Genomic DNA, 23,289 nt, shown 5'->3' with positions numbered 1-23,289 from the left:
TCTCATTCTTTTGAAAACGAAACGTTCATAATCACCATATGAAGCATTTGGATATGTTATGATCAAATTTGTGAAAAATGTTTAGGAACGGTCAGTATGTTAAATGAATGAGGGGGACAGATGATGGATAATCAATATTTCGTAGGTTGGGGTACATTAGCATTAATCAATGCTGGATTGGCACAAGGGAAGAATAGGACGGGGTTAAATTGGTTCTTACTTTCTCTTATATTAGGTCCAATCGCCACACTAATTTTGTTATTTGTTGAAAAGAGATCGTAATATACCTTCAGCATCGAGAATTCGCCAATGAAGGTTAAAAATTTTTTACCTTGTAGTAATTCTATTGATTTCAACGAGAAATAAAACTACTATGTTTACGGGGAAATAAGTATAGAAGTATTGCTGACGGATCGCCGTATGCGATGAAAGTCGCCTGTGCGGTGAAGGCTCGTTATAAAGCATCTACATGTATAAGACGAGAATAGCATTTTAGTAGGGCTAGATAAAACTTCTGTAAGTGGAACAAGTGCTAATTCAGTTACATTTGAAGTAGGAGAAGACATTTATCTTTCTCATAGTCAAATTAAAATTATCGATGGATCTAATATGATTAGCCATTTTGATGATGACTCTCAAGATCTCATTACTTCTGCAATATGGAATGACACTGATAAATCTATCGTTGTTTTACTGGACAACAATGCAAGCATTGGACAAAAAATTACATTGACAAAGGGCAATAAACAAAATTTATCTGGTAATAAAATGACTAGAGATATTATTGCAACATTCAACGGAGTTAATTGGGAATAAGAATGGACCTCACCTTATTAGGTGGGGTTTTTTTTTCATAAAATTTAAATGTCATACAGAAAAGGGGAGGTTGATGATAAAAATTCAATAGAGTAAGGTTAAAAATTCTTTACCTTTTGAAAATCCTATTGACCAGCATATAAGCCATCATTATTATGATAACGGGGAAATAAGATACATTGCTACCGTTGACGGATCGCCGTATGCGATGAAAGTCGCCTGTATGGTGAAGGCTCGTTATAAAGCATCTGAATGTCTAAGACGAGAATAGCGTTACAGAGATTAAAAACTTTACAGCAGTGAATGGTACAGGAAATGATGTAATTATTTCTTGGGATTCTGAATTTCCTGCAGGTACTACATTCCGTTTAGGGTATAGGTACCTAACTGGATCAGGGCCGATCAATCAAAATGTTACTGTGGATGATTCACCTTACACTTGGACTGTTCCTAGTACAACAATTGATGGTTTAGCACTACATGGAAATGAATTGACATTAGAAATCTATGCTAAGGATAGTAATGGAAATTTTATACCGGGTTCTTTAAAAAGCTATACAATTACTTTTGATCCAAGTTAAATAAGTTTTTTAATGTTGGCCTCACCTATGATAATTAGGTGGGGCTCTATTTTACCTCAGTTAGGCAACCTTAGTTATGTTGTTTATGGTATTAAGAAAGTTGAGTGCGATTTTAAAAGGTAAAGAGTTCTTTACCTTGTTGAAATTCTATTGAATATATTTAGAAATAAAACTACTATGTTTACGGGGAATTAAGTATAGAAATATTGTTGACGGATCGCCGTATGCGATGAAAGTCGCCTGTACGGTGAAGGCTCGTTATAAAGCATCTACATGTATAAGACGAGAATAGCGTGCCAGGTGCACCTTTAGTTACTTTGGGAACAACAAATAATAAAGATGGCTTTTCTATAGTATTTTCAGAAACAGTCCATATGCAATTGGCAGGATGGTCTGGCTTAATGATACTAGAAGAATTTCGTCCTGATGAGACAGTTCCATACAATAACTTTGATTTTAAAGTGGAGATCCATTCAATTACTGGTGAAATTAGCCTCCAATTTGGTGTTCAACAAAGTAATAGTACAATAAGCATGTATAAAGCCATTTACAATGAAGTTTCTGAAACATGGAGTTTGGTGGATATTACAGCTCCATAATTAATTTAGAGCTGATAGTAGGGTTATTTCTTACAACAATAGTCAAAACGTTGCGGTGAGAACTCTTTTCAATCATCAAACAGTTCCTTCTTTGAGATGATATGTATCTATCTTATTGGGTAATCTCCTTGGATCATTAGGGTGTAAAAAGCAGCTTGCATGCAAGCTGCTTTTACTTCAATAATTTCTATTGAGACAAAATGATGCTGAATTCTCTTACTAGAAAACTAATTTTTATTTAATTTCTTTCCATAAAGACAACGCGTTTATCCAATTTGGATCTCCATAGCCTTGATAGCTTTGAACTGCTTCATAATTCTTACCTTGATATTCTACCTTATCACCTTTTTTGTACGCCTTGAATGGACTCCATTGCTCATAAGAAGTACTTTGCTCTTTAGTTGTTACAGTTAAAATGGAACTTTTAATAGACTCATTCCCAGCTACATCTACAGCAGCTACTGCATATATATAGGAAGTATTCGATTGAAGATACATATCCTTAAATGATGTGATTGTTGAAGTCCCAACAGCAGTCATTTGTTCTTTTGTTGACCCTCTATATATTACATAATGGTCAACGGCTACATTATCCTCTGAAGCACCCCACATTAAGTCGACACTTGAAGAAGTGATTCCCATTGTATGTAATGAAGTTGGCTGCGAAGGTGATTCTGTATCAGGAGCAGCATGCAATGTTTCTACAACTAGAGATTCACTTACTGTAGATACATTCCCAGCTGCGTCTACTGCCTTTACTGAGTAAGTATATTTTGTATTGGAATTTAAATTTTTATCTGTGAATGTTGTTCCTGGAATAGTTGCAACTACTTTGCCATCACGTAATACTTGATATTCTTTCACACCTACATTATCTGTAGAAGGGTTCCATTTTAGCTCGGCACTAGTAGAAGTAACTTTTGTTGTATGTAATCCATTTGGCTGAGTTGGGGCTTCTGTATCTACATTGCCATCATTATTCACCAAGTTTACATCAATCACATTATAAAACGCATTTGAAGTGTCAGCGACATCCCAAACGGCTAGAATCACGTGATAGCCACTACGATCTGTTGGCACGTTAATTGTATGAGTTAAATTAGTCGATGCAGCAGAGCCATTATGTGCTACAGTTCCAATTGGCTCAAGATCAGCGCGAGTTAATGGTTTATTAGGATTCCAATCACGTTTAGTAATATAATAATGCCATTTGCTAGTTAAATGTGGCGCAGTATACTTCCATGTAAACGTATTAGGCCCTCCCGTAATTGTATTCTTAAACCAACGATCTGTCGTTTGTTGATCAAGGATACCACCAAAAAGACCTCCTGCAGAAGCAATTTTTCCATCCATCGGTCCACTTTGCGGAAATCCTTTAGGCGCCTCTAAACTCTGTGGTTCATACATTATGCTTCCACACATTAAGTTAAGTGCCCCATAATTTTGAGTACATAAGGCTGCACGGCTAGCTGGTTTTTCAACAAATCCATGTGCATATGCATTTGGAGCTGTCGAAATCCCTATGATTCCGGCTGCTAATAGGGCAGCACTCAGACCTTTTTTGCTTAATTTTGTAAATTTAGTGTTCATCATCCATCGTCTCCTTATTTTGAAAATGTATTGCGACTAGTATGATAGCAATAGATTAATAATTATTCAAACTACGGATAAATAATACAATAGTTTTATTTTGTAAAAAAACATTTTTGTGAAAATATAGGTATAAAGTACTTGTTTAGTTGAAAATGTTATTTTACAAAGCTAATTTCTATTAAAAAAAGCTATAAATTCTAATAAAATATTTAAATTTGTCTATTTTCGTACTAATTGATATTATTTCGAAATATACAGCTGATTGGGCTTATAAAGCTCATTAGAGATGTCAATAAAGGACAGACTAAGTTTCGCCCCGTAGTAACAAACCAATAGCATCTTAAGAAGTGGAAGCGGTGGCGCAATCACCGCTAAAAGTTGTATTTGGACTATAAAGAAAACCAATTTATGAGGTTACAGGGAAGAAGCAATAAATTAAATAGGGGATATTAACATGGATGGTCATTAACTTTAGATGGGTTATTAAAAGGATGCTCAGCTTACATTTATGATGAAGGGAGTGTTGAAAGCTGGGTGAGGTATATGTGCTTATAAAATTGAGGAGAGTAGAGGGATTGGATTTAATAAAAATAAGTCAATTGAAAAACTAAGAAAAGCTAGAATGCCTAAGTCTTTTCAAATGATATACCCTACTCAATTATCAAGGTCGTTAAATAATGTGGATTATATTAAATAGATACAATTTGCTAGTATAACTGTATTTGATTCTAGTGTGTTATTAAGATTCTAGAAATGAAATAAAAAGGAGATAGGGGATTAACCCTATCTCGATAAAACTTATTTAATTAAACTACAAAGATTCCCTAGGAAACTACACATAGGGGTAATTTCTGGGTCATTACCTGCTGCAGACACAGGAACTGCAACTGAAAAAGTGAGTAATGATATAAGCAAAAATTTTGATAGTTTTTTCTTCATTAAACACACCACCTTTTGTTTTATATTCATATTTTAATATTTTTTTCCAATAGTGCATACCATATTTCTGAAATTGAATGTTTAGTATGAATTTTTCGACAAAATATTTTAAGTAACATTCTAATGAACAAGGTAATTCATGAGTAAAAATTAAAGTAATATCTCCCTAAATTATGTTATATATTGTCTATTTACTTATTTTTGATAAAATGTAGATAAACCATTTAAACCTGTTGATTTAAAAACAGAGGTTGTAATGATTACTGAAAATAGTAAAAAATTTAAGTTTTGACCTCATTTTCGAGGTCTTTTTATTTTGCTCTTTTTAGCATAGTTGATGGGTACACTATGACTGAGGTAGCTTTCGAGGGATGTTAGTGCAAACTTAAATGAAAATAGGTAAATTTTGGGTTTATTTAAACAATTTGGGGTTGACCCTACAAAAGAAGCAGAAGTCTGGAGAGCAATTCCTAATAAAGACGGCTTTGATACATATAGTGCAGATTATCATTTTATCGGTGCTATACAAAATACAGATGAATTAAGATTCAAATAGGAGAAGCATCCTTTGGACTGGCAAACCTACCCCATATAGAAAAGTAAATTGCAATAGTTTAGATACCAATATAATTTAATGAACTTCAATGCCCAGATACTCAAATAAATTTTTGAAGACTGGGCTTTTTAGTACTACATTAATTTATTTATATTGGTATTTTTCCTTAAAGTCAGGGCTCAATTCACTCCATACATCGAACTTATTGCCATTCAAGTCGAAGAAAACAAAATTTTTTCCAGCGTGTCCTCTTTCCTCAATTTCTCCCACTCTAATTTGTTTTTCTTTAAATTCCTGATGTATAGTTTCTAAAGCGTTTAAGCCATTGACTTCAAATGTTAATGAAAAATGCTCATTGCCCGAAATGTCGAAAAAATTGGAGCTTTGATTTTCCTTAGACTTCACTAGAAATATACTTTGGTTAGCAAAATTAAGAATGGTCTTATTTTTATCTTGATAACACAATTCAGCACCTAGTTTATTGAGATACCATTCTGTTGAAAGTTCGACACTTAAAACAGGGATATACGTCGTACCAACTCTTAATAATTTTTCGCTCAATTTTATTCCTCCTTTGAATTTTGTTAATGTGAAAATTCTGATAATATGAATTAAGATTACCACAAGCAGTCGTCCTGAGGAAAGGAGGTCACTATACAAAATGGCATTATCATATAAATCTATTTAATTTTAATAAAACAATTTTTAAATATAAGAGTATCTCTTGCTAACTGAAAAGGAGGAAATAAATCATGGGTGAGGAACAGCTGTTTGAACAAATGAAAATGTGGCGTCAATGGTCTGTTGAATTTCTTCGTACAATTCCAGAGGAAATAGCGAGTCAAATACCAGTTGGTCATAATAACAACATTCGCTGGAATGCTGGGCATATTTTAGTAGGTTGGGATCACACAATATTTCCAACTGTTAATGTAGAGAGGCAGCTGCCTTTATCGTATCATCTTATGTTTCCAAGTGGAAGCAAACCGGAAAATTGGGATGTACAGCCTCCATCTATGGCTCAGATTATTAGGCAACTAGAAGAACAACCCATACACATTGAACGTACATGCAGAGGAAAATTAAATGAGCCACTATTAGAAACCTTTCTAGGAATGAAAACATTAGGTGATATGGTTGTGTTTCATATGAATCACGAGAATCTACACATGGGAATAATAAAAAGTATGAAGCAAATGCTTAAGTTGAATTATTAAATAAGCGGGGTGAATATAGTTGGATTATCAATGTTTAAAAAATACCTTTAGATTAGTAGGATTAAAAGGCAAAGGAGCATATGAAAATTTTCACAAAGAAGTCCCTTTACTTGCTAAACAATTATGGAGTCGTGCTAATGAAATAAAAAGCCATTTAGGAATTGAGATTGCGCTATTTGAACCTAAAACAGACATTCATCATCTCGAAGGGATTTATTATGTAGGTTTACTGGTAAATAACGCTCTCAAAACTATACCTCAAGGGATGGAGTTGATTGAATTAAATCAACAATATGTAACAACTAGAGGGAAAATATCTCATTTAAACTCCCTCCATTTTGAATTATTGAAGTGGTCTAATGAACAAGGTTACACAAGAAATTTAAAATCATATATTGTGGAGATATATCACCCTATGGAAGGAAAAGAGGAGGAAGTTACAATATTTTTACCAATTGAGGAGAAGCATCGATAAAAAATTTAAACTTTATGGACTGTTACTGTAGGTAATAGTCTTTTTTATTTCAATAAATGTCACTTTTTTCTGTGTTTCATGCTTGTAATGATGAAGGTAGTACAACTATAAAAGCTATTTGGCATAACTAGTGACAAATTATTAAATATGCTCACAAGGGACATCCAAAATTAATTGGTTATTTACAAATAAAAATTTAAATTGACAGAAAAAACGCGTAACAAACACTTGCCCTTTCTATAGTTGTTATAAGACATACAATAGAAAGAACACATTGAAAGGAGGTGATTTTATGAAGAAATGTAAATGTAAAGGATATAAATGTATGTGCCATTACAGGGAGAAAAGGTATGAAGGATATGAAGGGTATGATTATAATACAGAGAATACTTTAGTAGATATTCTCGTACAACTCCAAAATCTCCATCAACAACAAGAACAATTCCAAGCTCAAATTCAAGCCCAGGCCCAAATTCAAGCTCAGCTCCAAGCTCAAATTCAGGCTCAAGCTCAAATACAAGCTCAAATTCAGGCTCAGCTCCAAGCTCAAATACAAGCACAAGCGCAACTGCAAGCTCAAATACAAGCGCAGCTCCAAGCTCAGGTTCAAGGGCAGGCTCAAACTGATACTGATACAATATCAAATGTTGGAAATCCTAAAGTATTCGTGATTAACGTCCCGGCTGCGTAAATTTGATTTAAAATTTAAATGAATGGCCATCTATCGAGATTTTATCAGATAGATGGCTTTTTTATTTACGGACCGTTATTCCTTCCTTAGTACTAAACAGATTACGACCAAGGTAGAGGAATGAGCTAAAGCGGAAATTATTTTGTAAGGTGCAGTACTAGCGACGATGAGGAGATAAAAGTTGCTCTTGCGAATGTAGGCTAATCCAAAATGTTTCTAGCACCAATAGGAACTGCGGGTTTACTACACTGCATAAGTAAAGGTGCTGGTTTGTTTAAATCCTTTTATTTCATGGTTAAACTAATAAAAATCTAAATTGAGGTGAATGGGTTGGACATATCAAAAATGTATGAGGAGAAACATCATAAACACGAAAATCGTTTTCAGTATGGGCAACGTAATATGTGGACCGGTATATTATTTGGTTTTGGCGTAGTAGCATTTATAGACGAGGTAATTTTTCATCAATTATTACATTGGCATCATTTCTATGATAAATCTACAGCTAATATGGGATTAGTCTCTGATGGATTGTTTCATGCCTTTAGTTTTTTTGCCACAATTGGTTCTGCTTTTTTACTGGCAGACCTTCATCGAAAACATGGATTTTGGTTAAAACGGTGGCTTGGAGGAATTTTTCTAGGTGCAGGAACATTTCAACTTTATGATGGTATTATTCAACATAAATTCATGAGGCTACATCAAATTCGATATGATGTTGATATTGTCCCCTATGATATTGTTTGGAATGTGCTAGCGGCTATTTTAATCATAATTGGTGTAGTCTTATTATTTAAAACTAATCAATAAGGAGTTACCAGCTTTGCATACACATGAACCTCACATACAAAATTTTTCTATCATTGTACAGCTCATATTAGTTTTCCCGTTTTTGATTTCTTTCATATCCTATCTCGTTGCAGTCATACTCTCAAATCAGCATAAAAAACAATGGCCTTCTGTTAGGACCTTATGTTGGATACTGGGGCATTTATGTGCCATGTTAACGTTAATCGGTCCATTAGCAGAGCTTGCACATGTAAATTTTTCAGCACATATGGTTGGCCATTTATTGCTTGGAATGCTAGCGCCACTGCTTATAGCGCTATCGGCACCTATTACCTTATTCTTAAGGTCTATCTCTGTGAAAAAGGCTCGTTTTATTTCACGTATACTACGTAACTCTTACTTCAGATTTGTGTCCAATCCTATCATAGCAACTATACTGAATGTAGGAGGTTTATGGCTGCTCTATACAACCCCTCTATTTAACATGATGCACGAAAGCTCGGTTTTATATATACTGATTCACATTCATATTTTTATAGCAGGTTATTTATTTACTATTGCATTTATCTATATTGACCCAATTCCACATCGATTATCTTATGTTTTTCGTTCAATCGTTTTATTGATAGCTTTAACAGCTCATTCGATATTGTCCAAACATATTTATGCGTATCCTCCTAGTCATGTATCTACTGAGCAAGCAGAGCAAGGTGCTATGATTATGTACTACGGCGGAGATCTAATTGAAATTGCACTTGTTTATATACTATTTTACCAGTGGTTTAAAAGGACAAGAAATACTGTTGTTGCAAGGACCAATAGCTCATTACCATAATTGATAACGAGCTATTTTTAACTTAATTGAATAATGGTTAAGGAACGATTGGCGTAACTAGCAATTGGAGAATCCGATGCGGCACTTGCTCCCACATTGTCTCCGGCCATTAACGAAGCCTGAACGGTGTAGGCTGAACTACCTCTATTGACCACATTAAAAACGGCTATGCCTTCTAAAAAAATAGGCTGCCCAATAACTGTAATACTAACATTTATGGCTTTCAACCAGAGCAATCAAAACCAAAACTCCGCCGGTTCTTTAAACAACGAGGTTGACACCTTTATTCGAAGCATTGAGCTACTTCGTAAAAGCAAGGATTTTGACTGGGAAACAACCAAGTTTATCAATCTTCGATCGGGAAAATGGGATTCTCGATAAAGGTGATGTAAGAATAATTGGGGCCGTAGTATGTATCTGGTACACCAGAGCAATTACAATCATTACAAGGACAAACCTACATTAAAGCATCTACATTTGGGGTAATATCTAATCAAAAATAAGAAAGGCTATAAAATGGCATTTCTATAAAATTGCAATCAACAATTGGGCGCTTTTCCTAATAAGGAAAGCGTCTTTATTCATGGAAATGGGCAGATTCCGGAATAAGATTCCTACCAGGATCTGTATAAAGGAAGGTGAAATTATAAACTTTGAAGAAATATTTAGAAAGGGGGTATTTCAAAATGTTTATCGTAAATGTTGAAGGTGCAGTAAGAAAAGATGATAAGTGGCTTATTATTGAAAGAAGTAAAAAAGAGGAACACGCTGGTGGTCTATTTTCTCTAGTAGGAGGTAAGGTAAAGAATGAAGGAAATTCGTTGTACATATTAGAGAGAACAGTGAAGCGAGAAATTTTAGAAGAAGTAGGAGTGAATGTAAAAGACACGCTAAATTATGTACATAGCACATCTTTCGTAACCAATAAAGGTGAAAATGTAGTGGATATTGTTTTTCTTTGTGAATATGAATCAGGGGAAGCATTTCCTAAAAGTACTGATGAAGTAGAAAAGGTATTATGGTTAACTACTGAGGAAGTATTAAGTCATCCCAATTCACCAATTTATTTAAAAAAAAGCATTAAACAAGTGGAGACTTTGATTGAATCCAATCTTAAATAATGCTTTTACTTATAAAAATAAATGTAGGGTGTCTAATCGAAAAGCAATTTTCAACAATCGAGTACAATTCTGAAAAGGGATTGTGCCTTTTTTCTTTAATAAGTCCATGATTATAAGAAGGTATTGTACCTTTAAACAGTTTAATTGGTATCATGTTGAACTGAATCATAAGATGTGTTTCTTAGAGCAATTTATTATAGCTAAAATATACCATTCTATATCAATGTTTTTATGTTAATCATAATTTTTAAAAGAAAGGTGATTTTTATAGTCACCTTTTCACTCGAATATAGAAATTTACTTATTGAATATTTGCTCATAACGGTGGAAGAAAGCCACTGCGTGCGCTCTTGTTAGAGAATCATTTGGTTTAAACTCTGCATCCGTTTTAGTGGTTGTTAAGTCGAATTCACGAAGAAACAGGATGGCTTCTGGCTGAGATACTGTTTTTCCATAATGCATAGATGCTAGGATACGAGCAAAATTACCACGTGTGATGTCTTTGACTGCATATACCTGTTTAGACGCTGATTTACCACCAAGCGTTGGTAGAGCGTACTTACTTGCAAGTTGATAGTTTACATCTGCACTCCATGAAGAACTAGGTTTTGTTGAAGCTAATTCATCAGACTTAAAGTAACGGAAAAGTACAGATAACATCTGATTTTCTGTTAAATTTGTGTTTGGTTTCAGTAAGTTTTCGTATTTCTTTGTTGTAAGGTTGTATACGTTTTGATATCCGCTGATAAGACCTTTGTTTACTGCCCATTGAAAATCCTCTGCCCAGTACTGGTCTGCCTTGTAATCGGCGAACTTTGATACTTCTATACTACCTACTGGAGTTGTAGGTGTTGGCGTTTGAGCTGAGTAGTTTAAATAACTTGATGCTACATACCCCTCTGTCCCGTCATTTCTTTTCACAGGATACCAAACAAAATGGTTTTTCTTCGTTGATACTGATTCATATTCAAAAGGGCCCGTAATGGTAACAATTTCGCCTTTACGTAAAGTACTCATAGAAGGACTATCCGTAGTAGGTCTTGTCCTAACTGTTACATTAGTTGTTGCACTAACTTTTTGATTTGTTTTAAAAAAGTACTTTGATTTTGTTAAAGGTAAATCAAAATCATAGTTCATCGCTGAAAATTTAATATTTTCCCTGCTGTTAGAGTCATATTGAAAATGTTCGCGTGTAAAAGGCAGCTCTGTTAAGTCGATTAATTCTAATTTCTCAATAATTTGGAGAATTCTTTCTTGATAGGCATTTGCATTTCTTTCACCAGTTGCTTGGACAAATGGACTATTTACTGGCTTAGTACCGTTATAAGCCATAATAGCGAAGTACCAATGTTCCAATACATCTCTTTCCCCACCGTTGATGCTAGGCAAATCTTTTCGCTTAAACATATCAACTAGAGTCTCTACACCAGCTCGAATATTATAGACAATATCGCTTTTTAGTCTATCTTGATTGTAGCCAGTTTGATTTGTAATTTGCATAATGCCAATTCCATTATCAGCTGTCACAATCGCTTCACCATTAATATCGAAATGACGCCAATTTCCACTTTCACCTTCCGCTATTGCCTTCACAATTTCAGGAGGAACATTATAACTAAGTGCTGTTTCGGTTAACAAACAGTTCATTGTGGAATAATCAGGGTTGACCTTCGATGCCGAATCATACTTACATGTTTTTGCAATAGCATTAGCTAATACATTTTTATCTATATTTATAGTTAGAGAGAGGGCACCAATGACAATAACACTAATCAAGGGTTTCAATATCTTTTTCATATCTGGTTATTACACTTCCTTTCATATTTTCTAAAGTTAAAAGATTCAGATATATGTTATCATAAACCCAATATTTGGGATAGGGGTATATTCAATGTTTCTTTCATTTAACAGGGTTGAGTGATAAATGATAGTCCTAACATATATTGATTCGGTGAAAGAGTGTAAAGAAAACTGTTTACTATGCTGGTGGGCAAACAATTAAGTAACGGTAAGTATCAACCACTCGCAATTGTAGAATATGGATTCAAACCAGAGGGAAAACAGCATTTAGTGAAATATCTAAACGAATCGATACCAAGGTTGAGCGAGATGTTATGGATAGAACCGAGATTGCACTGCAAAGTTCAATATCTTGAAAAAACAAGTACAGGATGGATCTTTACGATTCACTTTATTGAAAGGATTTAATTCTGATAAAGATTCCGAAGCAATAACTAATAACCAGGCACTCGAATGAGTAACTGGTTATTAGTTACTTTATTTATATACACAAGAGCTGTTTCTTCTTTGCATTAAATTCTTCCTGCTCTAAATTACAATTTAAAGTAATAAGTTAAAATGAATTTCAGTTAAGTACCCCACTTAAAAGTGTTTATCTGAGTTTGTATGAAATTAAAAATCCACACTTATTTTAAATACTAAGAAAAGCATCCCTCTATTTTTCACAGTTAGAATTAACTTAAAGCAAAAACCCCACCAAACCAATACTTTTACGCTATAATGTAGGACGAGGTGAAGAAAATGTTTGTGAGTGAAAAACAGATTGAGATTCGATATGCAGAGACAGACCAAATGGGCGTTGTCTATCATGCGAACTACATCATTTGGATGGAAATTGGACGTACGCAGCTTGTAAGTGATGCGGGCTTTAAGTATGCGGCGTTAGAAGAGGATGGTTATGTGTCACCCGTTATGGATTTATCGATTTCCTATAAGGCTGCGATGCATTACGGGCAGGTGGCAACGGTTCGCACTTGGGTGGAAAAGCATGACCGTTTACGAACAACTTATGGCTATGAAATTTTACATGAGGATGGTACGGTGGCGGCCACTGCACAGTCTGTACATATTTTAGCTCATAAGGATACATTGCGTCCGGTATCGTTAAGTAAAGTGGATCCTGCTTGGGATGCAAAATATAAAGAAATTGCCGTTGTGGCAAAATAGGAGAGCCATTAATGGAAATGTTTTTAGCGTTAGGCGCGGTTTTGGCCTGTCTGGGTGTTATTTTAGGTGCTTTTGGGGCGCATGCTCTCAAGGATAAATTTGCATCGCCTCATTATGCAGCCATTTGGGAAACAGCTGTGCAATATCAAATGTATCATGCATTAGCGATTATCGGGTTAGGTATTCTTTCGAATGAGGCGCTTTTAGGAAGTTCTAGCCTGCTTTCATGGGCAGGATATTTAATGTTTACAGGGATTGTTTTCTTCTCTGGTAGCCTGTATGTCCTTGCAGTGACAGGTGTGAAAAAACTTGGGGCGATTACACCCATAGGCGGAATGCTATTTATTGTCGCTTGGGTACTTGTAGCGATTGCGGCATTCTCATAAAAGAAAACGAGACAGTTCTCACAGGAGCTGCTCGTTTTTTTATATGAATAAAGAAAAGTGAAACAATTTGGCTGATTATGCGTATTACATATTGTTTATAGATGATAAAATAAGCTAAACATCAATGTGAAGGTGGGAAATTAAATGGGATTATTAAAAGCGGGAGTTGGCGCATTATCTGGCGTTTTAGAGGATCAATGGCGTGAATATTTCTATTGTGAGTCATTATCGGCAGATGTGCTTGTGACGAAAGGTGTGAAGCGCACGTCCAAACGTGGGTCGAATAAAGGCAATGACAATATTATTAGTAATGGATCTATTATTGCGATAAATGAAGGGCAATGCATGATGATCGTTGAGCAGGGGAAGGTCGTAGAGTTTTCTTCAGAATCAGGCGAGTATGTTTATGATACGTCAACTGAACCCTCTATTATGTATGGCTCAGACCTGTCTCAGGGGATTATGGAGACGTTCAAGCAAATTGGCAAACGTTTTACATTTGGCGGAGAGCCTGCAAAAGATCAGCGAGTGTATTATTTTAATAAGAAAGAAATTGTAGGTAATAAATATGGAACACCTGCACCTGTTCCTTTCCGTGTAATTGACCGCAATATTGGCCTAGATATTGATATTGCCATTCGCTGTCACGGGGAATATTCTTATAAAATTATAGATCCACTATTATTCTATACAAATGTTTGTGGCAATGTAGAGCGTGAATATACGCGTGACTCTATTGATAGCCAGTTAAAATCAGAATTAATGACAGCGCTACAACCGGCGTTTGCACATATTTCAGCAAGTGGCGTTCGATATAGTGAAATACCTGCCCATACAGTTGCATTAGCAGATGCTCTTAACAAAGTATTATCAGAGAAATGGCTTGCGACACGAGGATTAGCGGTGGTGTCATTTGGCATTAGTACACTAAAAGCATCTGAAGAAGATGAGGCAATGATTAAACAATTACAACGCAATGCTGTGATGCGTGATCCTGGGATGGCTGCTGCTCATTTAACAGGGGCACAGGCAGATGCGATGATTGCGGCTGCCAACAATGATGCGGGTGCAATGTCAGGATTTATGGGCATGAACATGGCAGCACAAGCTGGTGGCGTTAATGCAAGTCAGCTTTATCAACTGAATGAACAAAATAAGCAGGCTCAAATGGCTCAAGCAGCTTTGCAAAATCAAACAGCAAATGAAGCAAATGCGTGGACATGTACATGTGGTCATGAAAATACTGGAAAATTTTGTTCGAATTGTGGAATGGCAAAACCTGCTGAAGAAGGTTGGTCATGTGCATGTGGAGCGATAAATAAAGGAAAGTTCTGTAGTGAATGTGGGACAAAAAAGCCTACAGGAGCGTTAGTATATGCATGCGATAAATGCGGATGGGCGCCAGAGGACCCTACTAATCCGCCAAAATTCTGCCCTGAATGTGGCGATGTGTTTGATGAAAATGACGTGAAGTAAGGAGAGGATGATTCATGTCAACGCAAGAGGTTGAGAATGTCAAACAAGTAAAGCTTGATTTTGATGCGGAATGCCCTTCATGTAGTGCATCAATTGAATTTAATCCTGCGACCGGTAAGCTTTCTTGCCCTTATTGTGGCTTTGAGTCAGAAATAGCTACGCCAGAGCAAGAAGAAGAAAAAGCTGCTCAAGAAATGGATTTTTTAACAGCGGAGGAACGAGGCAATTTCAATTGGGGTGTGGAGAAAAAAACAGTGATCTGTGAAGCCTGTGCGGCAGAAACGATATACGATGCACTACAGGTGGCTGACAGTTGTCCTTATTGTGGTTCCCATCAGGTCATGGAAGCAAGTGCTGAAAACACACTAGCCCCAAATGGTGTATGTGCATTTGAAGTAACAGATAAGCAAGCTGGGGAACATTTTCAAAAGTGGATAAAAGGTAGATTGTTTACACCGAAAGCTGCCAAGATTAGTGCTAGGCCGGATGCCTTTAAAGGGGTCTATCTTCCATACTGGACATTTGATACAAAAACAAGCTCCAGATATTCTGCCAGATATGGACGACATCGCACCGTTACAGATAAAGATGGGAAAACACATACAGAAACAGATTGGTATTCAACAAGTGGCTTTTATCAGGAATTTATCGACGATCATTTAATAAGTGCAACGACTCGCTATGATCAGAATATGATGCGAAAAATCGAGCCTTTTAATCTTTTAAACAATAAGGCCTATAAACCAGAGTATGTATCGGGCTTTTTGTCTGAACGATATAGCATTGGCTTACAGGATGGCTGGAATCATGCCAAGAGGGATATCCATGACCATCTTCATGCGCAGATCACTTCAAAAATTCGTTGGGAAAATAGCGCGGATGTCGTATCGAATTTACGTTTTTCGACCAATCATGATGATATTACATACAAATATTTAATGTTACCGATTTGGTTGTCGTCCTTCCGTTATAAAGAGAAAATTTATCGCTTTATGGTCAATGGGCAAACGGGTCGAGTAGGTGGGGATGCTCCAATTTCACCACTACGTGTAACGATAGCTGTTATCTTATCAATCCTAGTGATAGCCGTCATTTGGTATTTCTTCATGTCTGAATAACGATAAGCAGTATTCCATCAGGGGTTTAGTTGACCATTTGGAATACTGCTTTTTTCATAAAATTGTCCATTGATGCTAGGTAATTGACTACTTTATGAATCATTATCATCCTTTATCCCAGCCGCTAGGGAAGCTCATAGCATAAATTATAATGAATAGTAAAAAGAGCGAACAGCCTTGAATAAATAACATGTTAGGTAGAACGAAAGCATAAAATGACAAGATGGCGTAAAAAAGGAACCTATTTCATTAGAAATGATGGGGAATTATAAGGATGACAACGAAGACGATGAGAAACTTTCAGACAGATACGCCAGAAATGTTACTAAGTGAAGTTGCGATTTTACAATAAACAACTTATTATACAGTCAGAGAGCATTTTTTTAGCTATTAAAAGACATGTAATGTTATTTTTGAATAACAAATAAAAGGTTATTCATAATGGAGGTTTCGAAGATGGACGCAATTGAAGTGTTAACGAATTTAGATCAAATACATGGGTATTATCAGCCGATATTTAGCGCAGACGCGCATACGGTGATAGCCTACGAAATTTCCGGACATCTACAAATTGAAGGTCAGCAAATTAATTTAAAGGATTTCGTCAATAATGAAGATATTCCAGAAGAATATCGAATAGATATGGAACATAAAATTTTGCATGCAGCACTAGCTCAAATTGAGGAAATTGCATCAGATATTGATATATACATTCCTAGTAACCCTAATTTATTGATGCAAGATTTTGGTGAAAGCCATTTTAATATCATCCAACAATATATTGGAGAAGAAGATTTACATCGTATCGTATTTGTCGTATCTGAGCATCGATTTTTAGGAGATATTAATAAACTGCACCATGCACTGAGGTATTTTACGACGTTTGGAGTAAAAATCGCTGTTCAGGAAGTAGGAGCTGAAAGTCATTTAGAGCATATTGCGTTATTGGCGCCCCATATTTTAAAGGTGAATACACGAGATTTAAACTATGATTCTTGGTCTGCTCAATCCGATATGATTTCTGCAATTGGCAGTCTTGCCTATAAAATAGGTGCGAATCTATTATTCGAAGATATTGAAACGGTTTATCAGCTACAATTTGCTTGGAAAAACGGAGGACGCTATTATCAAGGTCCTTATTTAGCCAATCCTGCAATGAACCTTGTCGATAAAGAGGTATTAAAAGAACGCTTTAAAAAAGAATGCCAGCAATTTATTACGTCTGAAAAGAAAATGCTAGAGGCACAATTTTTACAGCTCAAGAAATTAAGAGAAGAATTGGAGGCGATTGTTCACCGTGTGAAACCAACGAGTGATAATACCTCACAATTAGAACATTTAGCTGAATTACTGGATAACTATTCTTTCAGACTATATATTTGTAATGAGGATGGCTTCCAATTAACGCCAAACGTCATGAGAATAGAGGGGAATTGGGAGTTGCAGCCACGTGCCATCAACAAAAATTGGAGCTGGCGCCCATATTTCTTACAAACGATTATTAAAATGCGTAACGATCAAAGTGGGGAAATTTCTGAGCTTTATCGTGATATTGAAACAGGTGAAATTACAAGAACCTTTTCAATCGCTATCAACGAACATGAATACTTGTTTGTTGACCTTTCCTATGACTATCTTTATGAACACAGTATTTTTAGGTAAGCCTTGAAACGCTTATACAGCAAGGGTTGTGGGGTATAATTTATGATTGTACCCCAAATTAGATGTTTATCATGATTTATTTAATTTTAATTAAAGAAGAAAGAATTTGCGTTGCTTTTATTTCCTCATCCGCGAGGGAATGTGCAAATACCCTCATCACCATTTTAGGAGTATCCCCAATTATTTTTGCACTGTAGTTACAGCGATTCCCTCTGCAATCAGAATACTTACAAATGTATGACGAAGAATATGTGCTGAGAAACGTTCAACATTATGTTTCTTCTTTAAAGCATTAAACATTTTTAATATATAATTACTGCTAATTGGTTCTAGGTTAGCCGTAATAAATAATGATCTTCTTTTAATTCAACGTTGTAAATTTTTTCATTTCAATACTCCATATTTTAAAACTTTTTAGATGCTCCGATAATTCTTCACTCATGTTAATAGTACGGATACTATTTAGGGTCTTGGGTGAACGAACTCCGTATTCATCACGTGTTCTACTAATTGATATGGTATTTTGCTTGAAATCTAAATCGTTCCATGTAAGGCCTGCTAATTCACCTTTACCATCCCAGTAGTAGCCAATGTTAGTAAAATTGCATAACGTGTAGCATTTTCAGTAGATTTTGTAGTCAATATTACATTTTCGAGTTTTGGAGCAGTTAAGGCCTCTTTTTTGCGTGTAGGCTTAGCGAGAGATCATTTTTCAAAATACTGGGCGTTACTATGATCCATACATTGTGGCAGTTACAAAAAATTGAATATCAACTAGATTAGATGGGGCAGTTAGATGAATAAATTACCTCAAAAAGTCCTTCTGTCTGCATGGATATTCCAATAGACAAAGGATAATGATGAAATCAGAAGTTGGGTGCTGGAGTACATGACTAGGTATCCGAATTATCGAATTGTCAAAGTGAGTGGTAGTTTTGCAGTTTGTGAGAAGTTAGAGAGCTTTTTAAAGAAGCTCTCCATACTACATTACTTTTCTAACTTGTCAGCAATTCTTAATAGAATTTCAGTTTGTTCTTTTTGGATATTAATGATTTTAAGCACGAACCAGACTATAAATACTACTGGTACAAGATAAAAAACTAATAAAAAGAAAATAGGTATAATTCCAAATAATATTTCCATAACTGTATAAAAACCTCCTTGCTGGATTATTGTACCATAATTAATTGAATATTTGTGGTCAATTTCAGGCTATTAATTTAAGATTAAAAATTTGAAAATTTAGAATATGGAGGGTATTTATGACTGGGATATTCAGAGAACGCAAACGAGCGATATTCTCTGCGCTTTGTAGAGAGCTTGGGAAATCAGATGCTTATGATCAGTATTCTTGGGGCTATCAAGAAGAAAAGTGTACAGTGTGCCGATAAAGCTACAAGCTGATATTTATCTCATGCCACCGAAGAAATACCATACAGGACCAAAAAGAGCATTAATAGCTAGTGGTGAAATACGACTTACAACGAAATCTGATACAGATAACCTGATTAAGGGCATAAAGGATGGGATGAGTAAAATCATCTGGCATGATGACGCGCAAATCGTTGAACTAAATGTTCGTAAGTTTTATTCAGAGCAGCCTAGAGCCGAGGTGACGATTGAATGGCTAGAAAAGTATAGAATCGATACATCTTATCTACTGGTGAGGTTCATGAAATCGTTAAACTAAATAATAACGGTAAGGTAAAGGTACTAGCCTTTCGTGTGTTACTGAACAATATGTAAAAGGGTCACTCAAGATAAAAGTGACCCTGTTGAGGGATGATGTGACGGTCAACTAGCGTCACAATCTGGTAAGTGCGTGCGATACACTCAACGTTAATTTGTGCAAATCAAAGTTCCTTATACATTAAGAAAGCCGCAACGTTTGCAGACGCTACAGCTTTCTTAAGTGAACAATATGGGTAAGGTCGCTTGGGATAGCAATGACCCTACCAATAAGAGAGGTTTTGTTAAACTAGTTTAGCTTAACACTACTATTTATATGCTTAGTTAACTTAGGTTCTATAGTTTATTGCCTTTGGAACAGAAAAAGAGCGACTAAAACATCGCTCTAAAAAACTCATAAAATCCCATGTTCATTGGGATTGCCCAAATAAAGAAACCCAACAGGGCAATTGGACCAAGGAAAAAGTTGTAAACCTTCTTTGGCAAAATGCTGCCCAATAGGATTTTATAAATAACGGCACATCCTATCATAACAACTGGCAGTAAGATTATTGGTGGTATAAAAAACAACAGACTTCCACTGCTAGATATATCTATAAATATGTCCATTAAATTACCTCATTATGTATTTTTGGTAAATTATAACATAGAAAAAGCCGCAGCGTATGTATACGCTACAGCTTAGAATGGGTTATGCCATTTTTTTGGCTGCCATTAAACCATACCTTCTGGTTTGGGCATAGGAGGGCAAAACTATGTTAACAGGGCAAATTAAAGTTACGAAAGAAGATTTACTTCAGTGGATTGAAAATTATCGATGGATGGTTGAAACGATTGAGGAAGCAAGGCAGAAGGTAGCGAAGATGAATAACAATAGCTACATTGGAGCTAAACAGCTAGGTATGGCCTTGAAGTAACATAACCAAAGGCAAGTCCGTGCAATTGGCAACCATATAGTGTTATCTAGCACAACAATTTTTAGAGTAAGAAATAATATTTTGAGTCAGATGTTGAAGTAGCCGAAAGGCTGCTTCTTTTTAAAACATTTATTCCACAATCGGGCCATTTTGTTGAATAACTATAAAAGGGTACAGTAGAGGTTTTTGGGAGATTACTTTGAACGTAAAATTAGATTAAAAGATTTTGAAGTGTGGGTTGTTCAAATTGGAGGTCAAAATTATACTTTAGCCATTTCAGATGAATTCCGACATGCCACATTTGATGATTTTGAAATGCCAGATTTAATTTATGATGTAGATGACCAGCGTGCAAATTATGTTTCTAATACATATTTCTCTGATGAACCTGTTAAAGATGAACATCGAGAAATACTCGGTGAATTTGCACGAATGCTTACAAATCACTTAGCGTTGGCACATTGTGAAGTAATTACAAAGTTTTATCATGAAAACCCTGAAAAAGCGATAGAACAAATATTGTTAATGAAATACGGTTTCACAGAATCGGAAATACCATTAGATAAGTTATGGCATTTTAATCAAGAATAATGAACTTTAGTTTTTCTCTAACTAAGGGAGTAATGTAAAGTAGTTTCATACTATATTTAATTGAACTTTCTTAATATCATAAAGCACTCTCAAATCTCAATTCGGATGTATCTCTGATCTTCAACAATTGGGCGCGTTTATTAAGGAACGCGTCTTTACAAAATTGTGAAGATTTTCACTTAAACTAAAGAGGCAGCTTTGTTGAGGAGGAGTATAATGCGTATTCTTTTTTTGCTAAGTGTAGTTATCTCGGGAATTGTAAGTGTTGTCGGTTTTGCATTCACTAATATGACTACTACTTTATTCGACCCCACAGGTGACAATTTTGTTGGAGGGAATGGAAACCCAGGCTTAATGTTTGTTATGTTTCCGATGTTAATTATTCTTTATTTTTTCTTTGCAATGATGTTGGTTTTTGAAAAGTTACATAAACGTTTTTTAATGAAAAGGAAACTATTTCAAACCTGCTATTCAGGGGTGTTTGTGCTGATTTTGGTAATGACGATTTACAGAATCGCTTCATTTCGAAATGAAATCAATCCGTATTTTGAAAACGAAATATCCTATTTAAATCCTTTTTCTAATCATTTATTTTTTAACTTCTGGACATTTATAGCCTGTCTTTGTGTTTCAGGATTTTGCTCATTTTATTTAAAGAAAAGAATGTGAAGAAATGTACTTAACCAACGGCGCAGTATAGTGCAATAATAAGTGTTACAATAGTGATAAAAAATTTGGAGTTATAAAATGAATAAGTTTTTTCATTCAGGTGCATTTTTATTGTTTATTATTAGTTTAATAGCAATTATCGGTGCTTGTTTCTATACTAAAAAAGAACACGAGAAATTCAGAAAGGATTTTCCAGCGGTCTCAACAGGTAATTTTTTAGGGGATATTTTAGGTGGTATTGTTGTTATCTTACTTAGTATATTTCCTTGGTATATAAATAAAATAATAATGTTATTTTTAGGAGTGCTATTTTTTTATTTTACTTACTTACTTAGCTTACATTGGGTATTAGTATGAATATATTCACTAACGGGGTGCTTTCCTTGAAGATCATTGAGTTGCATATGCAGCTCTTTTTTCTTTATTGAACTAACAGTGCAGTTTAGTTTAACAAGGAATTGTAAGTTACAATAAACTTCTAGTGAAAAAGTGAAGTGAATTCAGCAGTATTATAAAGGAGGTATATATATGAAAGTTGGAATAATAGGGGGCGGTTTTGGTTTAAAAGTTCAAGCCCCTATCATTAAAATACATCCTATGATGAAAATTACTGCTGTTAGCACTATGGAGCGTCATCAATTACCTGAAGAATTATTAAATGGTGAAAATCCTCCTGCTCATTATCAAAATTGGACGGATATGTTAGAGAAGGAGGAACTTGAGTTATTATTTGTGAGTTCAATACCAATTTATCACTTTGAAAGGGTGAAATGCGCATTGCAAAGAGGAATAAATGTTGTATGCGAAAAACCTTTTACAAGGGATAGTAAAGAATCTAAAGAGTGCTGTTCTAACAGCTATCGGCATGACATACTGGATAATTTAAATACTTAGAATTTATTTAAACATAAGGCTATGTTTAATTTAAATGTTGTTTTTATCTAGTAAATATTAACCCTCAAACGATTTTTCCTTATTTCTACAAACATCTTTCTGTGGTATTAATATATATTTGAAACTAAATGGGTAAAGTAGTCGTACAAGGTATTATAGATTAGAGGAGGTAGGAAAAATGGATTATACTAAAATCTATAATGAGGAACTGATTGCCTTAGTAAAAGAGAAAATAAAGTCCGTCGGTGAAATTAAAGCAGTGAAGTTTGTGAGAGAACAAACAGATATGTCCTTAATACAGGCAAAAAAATTTGTAGATTTTTGTAAAGAATAGACATAAAAATTAGAGTCACTAAATTTGTGGCTCTAATTTTTTTAAAAAAGTATCTCTAATAGTCATTGAACTACTAAAAAATAAACTTCGACAGGCATAAACTACGATATATTTCTGTCTTTTTTTGCGCTTTCATTGCTATGACTATCTAAAACCGGGCTAAGTAATTATCAAGGTATTTAAAATCAACGCCTTTAAAACGATTTATCCAATGTTTTAAACGTGAATGTAGTCCGTTTACAATAAAAATGGTTTAAAAAAAAGAGATTTTATTAAACGAAAAAATCGTTAGTATATTTAATACCTAAAATAGATATAGATATATATGAGAAAAGCTATAAATAAAAAAAAATAGTTATTCAACAATCGGGCGC

31 protein-coding genes are annotated in these 23,289 nt (G+C 35.0%); 24 read left to right on the top strand and 7 right to left on the bottom strand.

What is annotated here, in order from left to right; genetic code table 11:
* Positions 1-123 precede the first annotated feature (123 nt).
* The 4 genes from KVT27_RS10000 to KVT27_RS09985 all read left to right on the top strand — a co-directional run bounded on the left by KVT27_RS10000 (position 124) and on the right by KVT27_RS09985 (position 1,996).
* Positions 124-282 (top strand): hypothetical protein, encoded by a 159-nt coding sequence (locus tag KVT27_RS10000; protein ID WP_217581240.1) that lies wholly within the window; start codon positions 124-126, stop codon positions 280-282.
* Positions 283-609: 327 nt separating this feature from the next.
* Positions 610-816, top strand: coding sequence for a hypothetical protein (locus KVT27_RS09995; protein ID WP_036222208.1), 207 nt, complete (start codon positions 610-612; stop codon positions 814-816).
* A 299-nt stretch (positions 817-1,115) separates the two neighbouring features.
* Positions 1,116-1,397, top strand: a complete 282-nt coding sequence (locus KVT27_RS09990) for a hypothetical protein (protein WP_036126410.1) — start codon at positions 1,116-1,118, stop codon at positions 1,395-1,397.
* A gap of 317 nt (positions 1,398-1,714) precedes the next feature.
* Positions 1,715-1,996, top strand: coding sequence for a hypothetical protein (locus KVT27_RS09985; protein ID WP_144422579.1), 282 nt, complete (start codon positions 1,715-1,717; stop codon positions 1,994-1,996).
* A 234-nt stretch (positions 1,997-2,230) separates the two neighbouring features.
* Here the strand turns inward: KVT27_RS09985 and KVT27_RS09980 are convergent, their stop codons facing one another.
* Positions 2,231-3,604: a lytic polysaccharide monooxygenase gene (locus tag KVT27_RS09980; RefSeq protein ID WP_420911273.1), complete on the bottom strand. Its 1,374-nt coding sequence runs from the start codon at positions 3,602-3,604 to the stop codon at positions 2,231-2,233.
* 783 nt (positions 3,605-4,387) lie between these two features.
* Positions 4,388-4,528, bottom strand: coding sequence for a hypothetical protein (locus KVT27_RS09975; RefSeq protein ID WP_155269806.1), 141 nt, complete (start codon positions 4,526-4,528; stop codon positions 4,388-4,390).
* A gap of 406 nt (positions 4,529-4,934) precedes the next feature.
* Here KVT27_RS09975 and KVT27_RS09970 point away from each other — a divergent pair, with 406 nt between their 5' ends.
* Positions 4,935-5,084, top strand: coding sequence for a hypothetical protein (locus tag KVT27_RS09970; protein WP_217581398.1), 150 nt, complete (start codon positions 4,935-4,937; stop codon positions 5,082-5,084).
* 144 nt (positions 5,085-5,228) lie between these two features.
* On the opposite strand, the gene KVT27_RS09965 is transcribed toward KVT27_RS09970, so the two are convergent.
* A complete protein-coding gene (locus KVT27_RS09965) occupies positions 5,229-5,645 on the bottom strand; it encodes a VOC family protein (RefSeq protein ID WP_217581239.1) in 417 nt (138 codons plus the stop codon).
* 191 nt (positions 5,646-5,836) lie between these two features.
* On the opposite strand from KVT27_RS09965, the gene KVT27_RS09960 reads away from it, so the two are divergent.
* The 5 genes from KVT27_RS09960 (at position 5,837) to KVT27_RS09940 (ending at position 9,091) form a co-directional block, all read left to right on the top strand.
* The gene (locus KVT27_RS09960; protein ID WP_036148686.1) at positions 5,837-6,301 is read left to right on the top strand and encodes a DinB family protein; all 465 of its coding nucleotides are present in this window, start codon (positions 5,837-5,839) and stop codon (positions 6,299-6,301) included.
* 19 nt (positions 6,302-6,320) lie between these two features.
* A complete protein-coding gene (locus KVT27_RS09955) occupies positions 6,321-6,776 on the top strand; it encodes a GyrI-like domain-containing protein (RefSeq protein WP_217581238.1) in 456 nt (151 codons plus the stop codon).
* Between the two features lie 292 nt (positions 6,777-7,068).
* Positions 7,069-7,467 carry a hypothetical protein gene (locus KVT27_RS09950; RefSeq protein WP_036148685.1) on the top strand — a complete coding sequence of 133 codons (399 nt, stop codon included), beginning with the start codon at positions 7,069-7,071 and terminating at the stop codon, positions 7,465-7,467.
* Between the two features lie 345 nt (positions 7,468-7,812).
* Positions 7,813-8,277 carry a DUF2243 domain-containing protein gene (locus KVT27_RS09945; RefSeq protein ID WP_191967713.1) on the top strand — a complete coding sequence of 155 codons (465 nt, stop codon included), beginning with the start codon at positions 7,813-7,815 and terminating at the stop codon, positions 8,275-8,277.
* A 13-nt stretch (positions 8,278-8,290) separates the two neighbouring features.
* On the top strand, positions 8,291-9,091 hold the full coding sequence (locus KVT27_RS09940) for a cytochrome c oxidase assembly protein (RefSeq protein WP_217581237.1): 801 nt from the start codon (positions 8,291-8,293) through the stop codon (positions 9,089-9,091).
* Between the two features lie 17 nt (positions 9,092-9,108).
* On the opposite strand, the gene KVT27_RS09935 is transcribed toward KVT27_RS09940, so the two are convergent.
* Positions 9,109-9,318 (bottom strand): hypothetical protein, encoded by a 210-nt coding sequence (locus tag KVT27_RS09935; protein ID WP_217581236.1) that lies wholly within the window; start codon positions 9,316-9,318, stop codon positions 9,109-9,111.
* A gap of 459 nt (positions 9,319-9,777) precedes the next feature.
* Here KVT27_RS09935 and KVT27_RS09930 point away from each other — a divergent pair, with 459 nt between their 5' ends.
* On the top strand, positions 9,778-10,212 hold the full coding sequence (locus KVT27_RS09930; RefSeq protein WP_217581235.1) for an NUDIX hydrolase: 435 nt from the start codon (positions 9,778-9,780) through the stop codon (positions 10,210-10,212).
* A 297-nt stretch (positions 10,213-10,509) separates the two neighbouring features.
* Here the strand turns inward: KVT27_RS09930 and KVT27_RS09925 are convergent, their stop codons facing one another.
* Entirely contained in the window at positions 10,510-12,009 is a 1,500-nt protein-coding gene (locus tag KVT27_RS09925) for an SH3 domain-containing protein (RefSeq protein ID WP_217581234.1), read from the bottom strand.
* A gap of 744 nt (positions 12,010-12,753) precedes the next feature.
* Here KVT27_RS09925 and KVT27_RS09920 point away from each other — a divergent pair.
* From KVT27_RS09920 to KVT27_RS09900, 5 genes are all read left to right on the top strand, one after another.
* Entirely contained in the window at positions 12,754-13,179 is a 426-nt protein-coding gene (locus KVT27_RS09920; RefSeq protein WP_036126381.1) for an acyl-CoA thioesterase, read from the top strand.
* 11 nt (positions 13,180-13,190) lie between these two features.
* On the top strand, positions 13,191-13,565 hold the full coding sequence (locus KVT27_RS09915) for a DUF423 domain-containing protein (protein WP_069481617.1): 375 nt from the start codon (positions 13,191-13,193) through the stop codon (positions 13,563-13,565).
* A gap of 144 nt (positions 13,566-13,709) precedes the next feature.
* Complete coding sequence (locus KVT27_RS09910) at positions 13,710-15,041, top strand: SPFH domain-containing protein (protein ID WP_036148654.1); 1,332 nt, start codon at positions 13,710-13,712, stop codon at positions 15,039-15,041.
* Between the two features lie 14 nt (positions 15,042-15,055).
* Positions 15,056-16,159 carry a TFIIB-type zinc ribbon-containing protein gene (locus tag KVT27_RS09905; RefSeq protein ID WP_217581233.1) on the top strand — a complete coding sequence of 368 codons (1,104 nt, stop codon included), beginning with the start codon at positions 15,056-15,058 and terminating at the stop codon, positions 16,157-16,159.
* Between the two features lie 456 nt (positions 16,160-16,615).
* Entirely contained in the window at positions 16,616-17,821 is a 1,206-nt protein-coding gene (locus KVT27_RS09900) for an EAL domain-containing protein (protein ID WP_036148650.1), read from the top strand.
* Positions 17,822-18,001: 180 nt separating this feature from the next.
* On the opposite strand, the gene KVT27_RS27335 is transcribed toward KVT27_RS09900, so the two are convergent.
* The gene (locus tag KVT27_RS27335) at positions 18,002-18,166 is read right to left on the bottom strand and encodes a tyrosine-type recombinase/integrase (protein ID WP_369009663.1); all 165 of its coding nucleotides are present in this window, start codon (positions 18,164-18,166) and stop codon (positions 18,002-18,004) included.
* Positions 18,167-19,083: 917 nt separating this feature from the next.
* Here KVT27_RS27335 and KVT27_RS27060 point away from each other — a divergent pair.
* Positions 19,084-19,212: a hypothetical protein gene (locus tag KVT27_RS27060; RefSeq protein WP_256448889.1), complete on the top strand. Its 129-nt coding sequence runs from the start codon at positions 19,084-19,086 to the stop codon at positions 19,210-19,212.
* Between the two features lie 23 nt (positions 19,213-19,235).
* Entirely contained in the window at positions 19,236-19,511 is a 276-nt protein-coding gene (locus KVT27_RS09890; protein ID WP_254636086.1) for a RusA family crossover junction endodeoxyribonuclease, read from the top strand.
* A gap of 371 nt (positions 19,512-19,882) precedes the next feature.
* On the opposite strand, the gene KVT27_RS09885 is transcribed toward KVT27_RS09890, so the two are convergent.
* On the bottom strand, positions 19,883-20,119 hold the full coding sequence (locus tag KVT27_RS09885) for a hypothetical protein (RefSeq protein ID WP_036148646.1): 237 nt from the start codon (positions 20,117-20,119) through the stop codon (positions 19,883-19,885).
* 146 nt (positions 20,120-20,265) lie between these two features.
* On the opposite strand from KVT27_RS09885, the gene KVT27_RS26675 reads away from it, so the two are divergent.
* The 6 genes from KVT27_RS26675 (at position 20,266) to KVT27_RS09855 (ending at position 22,915) form a co-directional block, all read left to right on the top strand.
* Entirely contained in the window at positions 20,266-20,427 is a 162-nt protein-coding gene (locus tag KVT27_RS26675) for a hypothetical protein (protein ID WP_244294849.1), read from the top strand.
* Positions 20,428-20,613: 186 nt separating this feature from the next.
* Positions 20,614-21,018 carry a hypothetical protein gene (locus KVT27_RS09875; protein WP_217581231.1) on the top strand — a complete coding sequence of 135 codons (405 nt, stop codon included), beginning with the start codon at positions 20,614-20,616 and terminating at the stop codon, positions 21,016-21,018.
* Between the two features lie 216 nt (positions 21,019-21,234).
* Positions 21,235-21,687: a hypothetical protein gene (locus KVT27_RS09870; RefSeq protein WP_208705966.1), complete on the top strand. Its 453-nt coding sequence runs from the start codon at positions 21,235-21,237 to the stop codon at positions 21,685-21,687.
* 78 nt (positions 21,688-21,765) lie between these two features.
* Positions 21,766-22,044, top strand: a complete 279-nt coding sequence (locus KVT27_RS09865) for a hypothetical protein (RefSeq protein WP_217581230.1) — start codon at positions 21,766-21,768, stop codon at positions 22,042-22,044.
* 171 nt (positions 22,045-22,215) lie between these two features.
* Complete coding sequence (locus KVT27_RS09860) at positions 22,216-22,581, top strand: Gfo/Idh/MocA family oxidoreductase (protein ID WP_208705968.1); 366 nt, start codon at positions 22,216-22,218, stop codon at positions 22,579-22,581.
* A 178-nt stretch (positions 22,582-22,759) separates the two neighbouring features.
* A complete protein-coding gene (locus tag KVT27_RS09855; RefSeq protein ID WP_162832712.1) occupies positions 22,760-22,915 on the top strand; it encodes a hypothetical protein in 156 nt (51 codons plus the stop codon).
* Positions 22,916-23,289: the final 374 nt, after the last annotated feature.

Origin of the sequence: Lysinibacillus sp. GbtcB16, assembly GCF_019091145.1 — a bacterium.
GTDB classification, from domain to species: domain Bacteria; phylum Bacillota; class Bacilli; order Bacillales_A; family Planococcaceae; genus Lysinibacillus; species Lysinibacillus fusiformis.
Note: the sequence above shows the minus strand (reverse complement) of the source record. Positions and strands in the feature narration are given on the sequence as shown.

What these genes read in the sequence shown, in the direction of transcription:
- KVT27_RS10000 (WP_217581240.1), top strand. Translation starts at nt 124, where the DNA reads ATGGATAATCAATATTTCGTAGGTTGGGGTACATTAGCATTAATCAAT.
- KVT27_RS09995 (WP_036222208.1), top strand. Translation starts at nt 610, where the DNA reads ATGATTAGCCATTTTGATGATGACTCTCAAGATCTCATTACTTCTGCA.
- KVT27_RS09975 (WP_155269806.1), bottom strand. Translation starts at nt 4,528, where the DNA reads ATGAAGAAAAAACTATCAAAATTTTTGCTTATATCATTACTCACTTTT.
- KVT27_RS09960 (WP_036148686.1), top strand. Translation starts at nt 5,837, where the DNA reads ATGGGTGAGGAACAGCTGTTTGAACAAATGAAAATGTGGCGTCAATGG.
- KVT27_RS09950 (WP_036148685.1), top strand. Translation starts at nt 7,069, where the DNA reads ATGAAGAAATGTAAATGTAAAGGATATAAATGTATGTGCCATTACAGG.
- KVT27_RS09945 (WP_191967713.1), top strand. Translation starts at nt 7,813, where the DNA reads ATGTATGAGGAGAAACATCATAAACACGAAAATCGTTTTCAGTATGGG.
- KVT27_RS09930 (WP_217581235.1), top strand. Translation starts at nt 9,778, where the DNA reads ATGTTTATCGTAAATGTTGAAGGTGCAGTAAGAAAAGATGATAAGTGG.
- KVT27_RS09925 (WP_217581234.1), bottom strand. Translation starts at nt 12,009, where the DNA reads ATGAAAAAGATATTGAAACCCTTGATTAGTGTTATTGTCATTGGTGCC.
- KVT27_RS09920 (WP_036126381.1), top strand. Translation starts at nt 12,754, where the DNA reads ATGTTTGTGAGTGAAAAACAGATTGAGATTCGATATGCAGAGACAGAC.
- KVT27_RS09915 (WP_069481617.1), top strand. Translation starts at nt 13,191, where the DNA reads ATGGAAATGTTTTTAGCGTTAGGCGCGGTTTTGGCCTGTCTGGGTGTT.
- KVT27_RS09910 (WP_036148654.1), top strand. Translation starts at nt 13,710, where the DNA reads ATGGGATTATTAAAAGCGGGAGTTGGCGCATTATCTGGCGTTTTAGAG.
- KVT27_RS09905 (WP_217581233.1), top strand. Translation starts at nt 15,056, where the DNA reads ATGTCAACGCAAGAGGTTGAGAATGTCAAACAAGTAAAGCTTGATTTT.
- KVT27_RS09900 (WP_036148650.1), top strand. Translation starts at nt 16,616, where the DNA reads ATGGACGCAATTGAAGTGTTAACGAATTTAGATCAAATACATGGGTAT.
- KVT27_RS27060 (WP_256448889.1), top strand. Translation starts at nt 19,084, where the DNA reads ATGACTGGGATATTCAGAGAACGCAAACGAGCGATATTCTCTGCGCTT.
- KVT27_RS09890 (WP_254636086.1), top strand. Translation starts at nt 19,236, where the DNA reads ATGCCACCGAAGAAATACCATACAGGACCAAAAAGAGCATTAATAGCT.
- KVT27_RS09885 (WP_036148646.1), bottom strand. Translation starts at nt 20,119, where the DNA reads ATGGACATATTTATAGATATATCTAGCAGTGGAAGTCTGTTGTTTTTT.
- KVT27_RS26675 (WP_244294849.1), top strand. Translation starts at nt 20,266, where the DNA reads ATGTTAACAGGGCAAATTAAAGTTACGAAAGAAGATTTACTTCAGTGG.
- KVT27_RS09870 (WP_208705966.1), top strand. Translation starts at nt 21,235, where the DNA reads ATGCGTATTCTTTTTTTGCTAAGTGTAGTTATCTCGGGAATTGTAAGT.
- KVT27_RS09865 (WP_217581230.1), top strand. Translation starts at nt 21,766, where the DNA reads ATGAATAAGTTTTTTCATTCAGGTGCATTTTTATTGTTTATTATTAGT.
- KVT27_RS09860 (WP_208705968.1), top strand. Translation starts at nt 22,216, where the DNA reads ATGAAAGTTGGAATAATAGGGGGCGGTTTTGGTTTAAAAGTTCAAGCC.
- KVT27_RS09855 (WP_162832712.1), top strand. Translation starts at nt 22,760, where the DNA reads ATGGATTATACTAAAATCTATAATGAGGAACTGATTGCCTTAGTAAAA.